At 38.5% G+C, this 7,469-nt stretch carries 6 protein-coding genes and 1 pseudogene; 3 read left to right on the top strand and 4 right to left on the bottom strand.

Annotated elements, in window-relative coordinates:
- A partial coding sequence (locus tag K8S13_RS07230; RefSeq protein ID WP_291461578.1) for an AAA family ATPase occupies positions 1-559 on the bottom strand: 559 nt, incomplete at its 3' end.
- Between the two features lie 222 nt (positions 560-781).
- Here K8S13_RS07230 and K8S13_RS07235 point away from each other — a divergent pair.
- Positions 782-2,062 (top strand): tetratricopeptide repeat protein, encoded by a 1,281-nt coding sequence (locus K8S13_RS07235; protein ID WP_291461579.1) that lies wholly within the window; start codon positions 782-784, stop codon positions 2,060-2,062.
- A gap of 183 nt (positions 2,063-2,245) precedes the next feature.
- On the opposite strand, the gene K8S13_RS07240 is transcribed toward K8S13_RS07235, so the two are convergent.
- Positions 2,246-2,368, bottom strand: a complete 123-nt coding sequence (locus tag K8S13_RS07240) for a hypothetical protein (protein ID WP_291461580.1) — start codon at positions 2,366-2,368, stop codon at positions 2,246-2,248.
- A 27-nt stretch (positions 2,369-2,395) separates the two neighbouring features.
- Positions 2,396-4,081 (bottom strand): long-chain fatty acid--CoA ligase, encoded by a 1,686-nt coding sequence (locus tag K8S13_RS07245; RefSeq protein WP_291461581.1) that lies wholly within the window; start codon positions 4,079-4,081, stop codon positions 2,396-2,398.
- Positions 4,082-4,290: 209 nt separating this feature from the next.
- Between K8S13_RS07245 and K8S13_RS07250 the strand changes: the two genes are divergently transcribed.
- Positions 4,291-5,658 (top strand): aspartate kinase, encoded by a 1,368-nt coding sequence (locus tag K8S13_RS07250; RefSeq protein WP_291461583.1) that lies wholly within the window; start codon positions 4,291-4,293, stop codon positions 5,656-5,658.
- On the opposite strand, the gene K8S13_RS07255 is transcribed toward K8S13_RS07250, so the two are convergent.
- Entirely contained in the window at positions 5,655-6,377 is a 723-nt protein-coding gene (locus tag K8S13_RS07255; RefSeq protein WP_291461584.1) for a TIGR04211 family SH3 domain-containing protein, read from the bottom strand. The two genes, K8S13_RS07250 and K8S13_RS07255, sit on opposite strands and share 4 nt — an antisense overlap.
- Before the next feature lie 178 nt (positions 6,378-6,555).
- Between K8S13_RS07255 and K8S13_RS07260 the strand changes: the two are divergent.
- Positions 6,556-7,469: pseudogene (locus tag K8S13_RS07260) on the top strand (DNA-binding protein); the annotation flags it as partial.

Below are 7,469 nucleotides of genomic sequence, written 5' to 3' on the forward strand. Positions count from 1 at the left end.
CAAAGCAAAGATGAGCTCCCTGGGCTTTGAGTACAGAATAAAAATTTCGAAGACCGTTGCGCTGTTTTTTTGCTATGTCGGGGTTGGTAATATTGTCTAATATAGGTTTGTCATATTCATCAACAAGGACGGCAACACGCTGCCCTGTTTTTTCGTGCAGCTTGCGGATAAGTTCATGGAGTTGATCTGAAGGTTCTTTTCGTTTTAATTGAATTCTATAAAGGGTTGCGCAGTCTTCTATCTGGTGCAGAAGTTTTTCATTTAGTCTATCAGCAGAATTAAGGAGTGATGCAGCAAAATCAATGCGTATTACAGGATATTTTTTGCTCCAGTCCCAGTGGTTTTCAAGATAGAGACCTTGAAATAGTTTTTTATTTCCCAGAAAAGCTTCTGCAATTGTATCTATGAGCAGGCTTTTACCAAAACGGCGGGGCCGGGATAGAAAATAAAATTCTCCGTGATTAATTAATTTGGCTATAAGTTTGGTTTTATCAGCATAACAATAATTGCCTTTGCGGATTTTACTGAATGTTTGAATGCCTATTGGTAATTTTTGCATACTTTACTTACCTTTAAGTTATTGCTGTAACTTCTTATACTTAATAGATTAAATTTAATAGTATATAATCGGGGTGTCAAGGAGAATATTCTTCTGTTTTGTGTTTGATTATGCCTTTTACTGTTTGTATAATAACGCACATAATGCTACTAAAATACATTTGAAACTGGAAGACTAAAAGAGTACAATTTCAATATTTACAAGATAAATCATACCGCAATTATGCCTTTAAAAAGATTTTATAAAGATAGCCGATTTCTGGTATTATTAAGTATTATTTTATTTTGCCATATTTCCTGTGCGAAAAGTCCGGAAACCCGTTTCAAAGATCTGGTTACTGAAGGTAACAGCAGTTTTGCACACAGGGAATATAAAAAGGCTCTTTCTTTCTGGAAGGATGCATTAAAAATTCAGCCGGCATCGATTGCGGTTCTAAAAAATATTGCCAAGGCATATCTGCGGCTGGCTGAATTTTCAAAAGCTGAAAAAACGTTTAATCAGATTATTCAGATACAGCCGAAAGCAGATGACATATTACTAGAGTTGACAAAACTTCAATTGGTTACAGGAAAATTTAACGATGCTGTAAACAATTGGAATAAACTTAACACCAGACATCCTGATGATCCTCATGTAAAAGCTTTATATGGAGATTTGCTGATTTTAGAAGGTCGTTTTGAGGATGCGGAAACTGCATATAAAAAGGCCATTAGAATATCGTCGGATAACGAGATTGTATTGATTAAGCTGGCGGCTTGTTATATAGCGCAAGATAAGATTGATATGGCTCAACAGACGTTTGAAACAGCAATATCAAACAAGACTCAGTCAACAGATGTACTGCTCCAGATTGCGAATTACTGGAAACTTAAAGACAGGATGGAAGATGCTGAAGTGTCGATCCAAAAAGCCATTCAACTGGAGCCTGAAGATTTATCGATTCAAATGATATTGGCACGATTCTATTTTAATACCAACCAATATCAAGATTCTCGGATAATTGTTGAAAAACTGATCGACCAGGCTCCGGAAAACAGGCCTTTAAAAAAATATTTGATTAAAATACTTCTTGCCCAAAATCAGTTAGAAAAGATACCTTTACTTTTGGAAAATTATAAAGCTGAAATGAAAAATGATCTTGAATTCAATCTTCTGGCCGGTAAATATTATCTTTTCATCAAAAATCCAATAATCGCTGAAGAGCATTTTAAACGGGTGACCCGGGAAAAATCCGATCACTTTCTGGCACATTATCTTCTGGGTGTTACATATCTTTTAGGCGAGCATGTCTACCTTGCACAGCAGAGCCTTATTAAATCACTTTCCCTTAATCCGTCATTTTCTGAAGCGCAAATGGCACTTGCCGGAATTTATGGGAAAAATAACAACTGGGAAAAACAGACGGATATTCTGAAATTATGTTTAAAAAATGTTCCTGATTATTTGGATGGATATATTAAACTTGCTGAGCTTTATATACAAAAAGACAAATCAATCATCTGAAAAATGCATGCATCCTGTCACCTGAAAACCCCATCACCCATTATCATTTAGGTCAAGCCCAGCTGGGTGCCGGAAGAAATGATGAAGGTCGACTCAGTTTGCAACAGGCAATATCCTTGAATCTGTCCTCTCCTTATCTTGAAAAAGCTGAGAAGCTTTTGGAATGATTTGTAAACTTCTGATCTATGCTTTGATCATTTGGCGCAGCACATAGTGAAGGATACCGCCGTTTCTAAGATAATCAATTTCAATGTCTGTGTTGAGCTTAACAATGACTTGAAAAGTATTCTCTTTGCCGTCCTTCAAGGCTTTAACACTTAAAATGCCATTGGACTATGTGTTTTCTTCTTTTCTTAAATCCTTTCTTAAAATTTTACCCACATTGGATTTTGGCAGCTCCTGCCGGAATTCAATCTCAATGGGTAATTTGTATTTGGCAAGCTTTGTATCGCAATAGTCAATAACTTCACGTTCAGTCATTTCTTCACCTTCCTTGAGGATAACAAATGCTTTTACTGCTTCACCGCGTTTTTCATGGGGGATACCAACACAGCAGGCTTCAAGGATCTTGGGATGTTCGAACAGGACTTCGTCAATATCCCTTGGATATACATTAAATCCTCCGGAGATAATCATGTCCTTGATACGATCTACAATATAGAAGTATCCGTCTTCATCCATTTTGGCCACATCCCCGGTGCAAAGGAAGCCATCTTGGGTTAATGTTTTTTCTGTTTCATCCGGTTTCTTGAGATAGCCTTTCATGATCTGGGGCCCCCGCATGAGAAGTTCTCCTGGTTCACCAATGGGCATTTCGCGGGTTATATCTTTCAGATCAACAATCTTGCATTCGGTTTCTGGGATGGGAATACCGATACTGCCTTGTTTTCTAACCCCGTTAAAGGGATTGATATGGGTTACCGGTGTGGATTCTGTCAGGCCGAATCCTTCAACAATGATTGAGCCTGTTTTTTCCTGGAAATTGTTAATCACTTCCAAAGGCAGAGGGGCACTGCCTGAAAAACATCCTTTAATGCTTGTAAGATCAGTATGTTCAAAATCAGGATGGTCCAGCATACCGATATACATGGTGGGGACCAATGGGGCAAAAGTAACCTTGAATTTACTGATGGCTTCGAGCAAAGGTTCAGGTTGGGGTTTGGGTACCAGTACATTGGCCCATCCCATCTTGATGGCAAAATTCATTGAAACCGTCATTCCAAAAACATGAAAGATCGGCAGGGCACCCAGCATGATTTCAGCGCCTTTTTCAAAGGTCGGAAACCAGGCTACGGCCTGTTGGATCTGATAGCTGATATTTTTATGCGTCAGCATGACACCCTTAGAGACGCCTGTTGTTCCACCCGTGTATTGGTACATGGCCACATCATCAATATTCACGTCTGCCTGGGTATAGTCAGGAGTGACCTTTGCAATGACATCTTTGAATTTGTAAAGATCCTTTGCCGGCGTTACATCTGCTGCAAGACCTTTCTTTTTTGCTACAAGTGGGAATAAAAGGCGTTTAACAAAGGGAAGATAGTCACCGATTGAGCAATAAACAATGGTTTTAATATTTGTTTTTTCTCGAAGTTTGACCATCCGGTTTGCAAGAAGGTCAAGTGTAATCAAAAAAGTTGAATTAGAATCGGTAAACTGGTGTTCCAATTCCCTGTCGGAGTAGAGGGGATTATTAAGAACAACAATGCCGCCGATTCTAAGGGTGGCATAATAGGCGACAACACAGGGGATAACATTGGGAAGCAGTATGGCAACACTGTCTCCTTTTTTTATTCCGAAATCTTTTAAGACCGCAGTAAACCTTGCTACCATTTCATTGAGTTCTTTGAAAGTGAGTGTAAACCCCTGGAAAATCAAGGCCGGGTAATTCGGGAAATTTTGAGTAGATTCTTCAAGATATTGGGGAATCAGAATATCCTCAAAGTCAATAGAGCTTTTTACACCTTGTTCATAGGAGTCGAGCCATATTTTTTTTGCATAATCGTTTTCGTTGGACATTTTCATCTCCTTCCGATTTTTATGAGTTAAAAAAGGATACTTTTGTTTTGTTTGATAGAAAGAAATAATGCCTTATGTCAAGAAAAAAATAAAAAAGTAAACATTGTTTATGCGGTTGAATGGAATTTATTAAAAGAAATATAAGAATCTGATTTTTATCAATTCATTTATCTTGAAAAAATATATTTTTTTGTGGTAGGTTGCTGGCCATGAAAGTTATTAAAATAGGTGGTGGTTGCCTTAAAGACGGACCGGCTGCCGGAAAGATTATAAAGCTGATTGCAAAAAGAGGTGAGGGAGATATTTTTGTTGTGTCAGCCTTTTATGGTGTAACAGATATCTTGATTTCCGGTATTGAAAAAGCCCTGGATAACGAAGATAATATCCCGTCGATTATTACCAGTCTAAAGACATTGCACAATACTATCATCAAGAGTCTTATTGATGATATAAATAAGAGAAAGCAATTGTCCAAAGATCTTTCCGGATTTTTCCAAAAACTGGAAAGATATTATTATGGTGTCAGCTTTACCAGGGAAGCAACGCCAAGGATGAAGGATATGATTGCCACCTATGGTGAACGGATATCTGCACATATTCTTTCAAAATCCTTATCAAGCATGGGCAAGGAAAGTTGCTGTCTTTTGCCTGAAGATGCAGGAATCATTTCCGACGGCAAGTTCATGGATGCATCGGCTCTTATGACAAAAACATCAAGAAATCTAATAGCTGCAATGGATTCCACCATGACGCCTGAAAAGATTGTTTTTATCCCTGGTTTTTACGGGATGAGTGAATCCGGGGATATCACAACCTTTGGCCGGGGTGGATCTGATTATTCTGCTGCGGTTGTGGCGGCATCCATCAAGGCGGATGTGCTGGAAATCTGGAAGGATACCCAGGGGTTTATGACAGCCGATCCTGATAATATTCCCCATTGTAAACTGATTCCGGAACTCACTTATGAAGAAGCAGCAGAACTCTCCTATACAGGAGCCGGCATTTTACACCCCCGAACGGTTGAACCAGTAAAAAAGGCAGGGATTGATATTGTCATTAAAAACACCTATCATCCGAATGCTCCCGGAAGCCGTATCACAAAAAATGCCTATACTGCCCCAAAAATCATTAAAAGTGTTTCCTATACAACAGATGTGTCTGTATTGAAAATTTATGCAACAGGCATTGGGGCAAGATTCGGGATTTTATCCCAGATTACGGAGAACCTGGCATCATCAGGAATCAATATTAAATCCGTGGTCACATCTCAAACCTGCATCAGCCTGTTGCTGTCCAGAAATGATATTGAAAAAGGACATCAAAGTATTAGAAAAATCCGACCCACCCCCTACAGGAAATCATCCACGATAACCAAGGTGGCATTGGTCAGTATTGTGGGTGAAGGGCTTCAAAATAACAGGGGGATTGCTGCAAAGTGTTTTACAGCAGTTTCCGACGCCAATGTTAATATTGAGATGATCTCATCTGGTACATCCAATGCAGCATTGTATTTTCTTGTTCATGAAGACAAGCTGGATACAACTATTAATGCACTGCATAATATATTTTTTGATTAGCCCAAAAGAGAGGAGGAACCTCGTTTTTTTGAAGATACACTCTGTCCGATAACCCACCCTATCAGCAAAACACCGACCCCGGATAGAAACCATTTTATCATGCCGGTTTTAAAAAGGTCTTTATTTTTTGTCTTTAGTATCTCAAGCTCCTTGGAAAGTGTCGAACTCTTCTCCTGAAGTATCTTGTTTTCTTTAACAATTTTCTGGATGTTTCTGGATTGTTCAATCAAGGTATTGTATTTACCCCGACTATCTGACAGTGAACTGCTTAACCTTTCTTTTTCATCCAGAGCAGTTTTTAAAGAGGTTTCAAGAGACTCGTTTTTTTGAGAATATTCACTTTCTCTGAAGTTGATTTTATCTTTAATCGTCTGAGTAAGGGATTCTAATTTTGAAATTTTGTTTTCAAGCGTTTTGTTTTCCTGCTTTAATTGGTCGATAATAAGGTTTTTCGGCAGTTCAAAAATGATAAATTTTTTATCAACCCATCCGATTTCCTTAGATCGGAGTTCAACCTTGTAGAACTCATTTTCTTCCTCCAGAATAGAGACAGGGGTATTGCTTTTCAAGGTTTTTATTACAGCATAAGAGTTGCCAGGGCCCTGTCTGAAAGTTAACAGCAGCATGTCTGAAACATAGCCGGTTTTAGCAAAACTAAGCTGTGGGAATAAACAAATTGTCATAATAAATATCATCAAATGGAAAAGTAATTTTCTCATAATTTTGTATGCCTCCATTGGTTTTTTTATTTCAATAGCAATCCTTGCACTATTTTACAATAAAAAACTCTTGCCAAGATGTATACAACAAGAGTATCAATTAAGTTTACGTGTGACCTTCAGGTTACGCGTGACCTTTAGGTCACGAAGGTAAAATTAAAAAGTTACTTAGGATTAAATGAACCAGTCGTTTTATCAGAAATTGTGTATTACAAATATTCTCAACGGGGTAGCAGAAGGGCTTTCCAAATTTTCTCATCCCAGCAAGGTCGCTTTAATCTTTGCTGCAGGAGAAGGTGATCCCGTCTCTGTTTTTGATCCCCAAAATATTTTAAGATGGCATGAATCAAAACTAAAAGAGATTTTTTATGATAATCAGGATAAATGGCGCAAGAGTATTAAAGAAAAGATTTCAGGCCAGCCTCTGGAGTATATGGTGCCTGAAAATGATCTGGCATTGTCGGGCTTAATTTCTTATGGCGGCAGTTGCAAGGATTTTTTTTACCAGATGTGGCTGACGGATCACCACCCGGATATGTGTTCTATCCATCCCACTGAAAGATGGCTGGAACAGGCAGCCTGTCTGCTGGTTCATGATTATAATTCAAGAAGGGTTGCCGTAAATTCTTCTGATTATGTATTAAAAAATTATTCCCTGCAGGCCATTGCAGATTTCATCGTTGATGAAAGAGACAAAAATTTCGGATTTGACAGCAAAATTTTGATCCCGCCCATTTTAAATAATATCTTAAATATTTCCAAGACACGGGAAGAGGGTGCCTGGTCCAGAGGAACTCTTTTTTTTACAGATTCACAAAGGCTTAAAGAGATATCATTCATAGCCAAAATTCAAAAACACGAACGCCCGGTCATCAGCAATATAAAGCATATCAGGAAACTTCTGGTGGCAGTTGAAAATTCCGAAAGAAAACTGGTGTCGGACGGGCTTACCATTATTGGGATTACAGACCATGACATCCCGGACTATGCCATAACAGCAGATTTCAATGGGGATCACGGGTTTTTAAAGTTGGGAAATGAAAAGATTGCCTCTTTTTTTGACGGCAGTTTTCATTCAACTACCCGGGAAGC

It is taken from the genome of Desulfobacula sp., assembly GCF_021107415.1.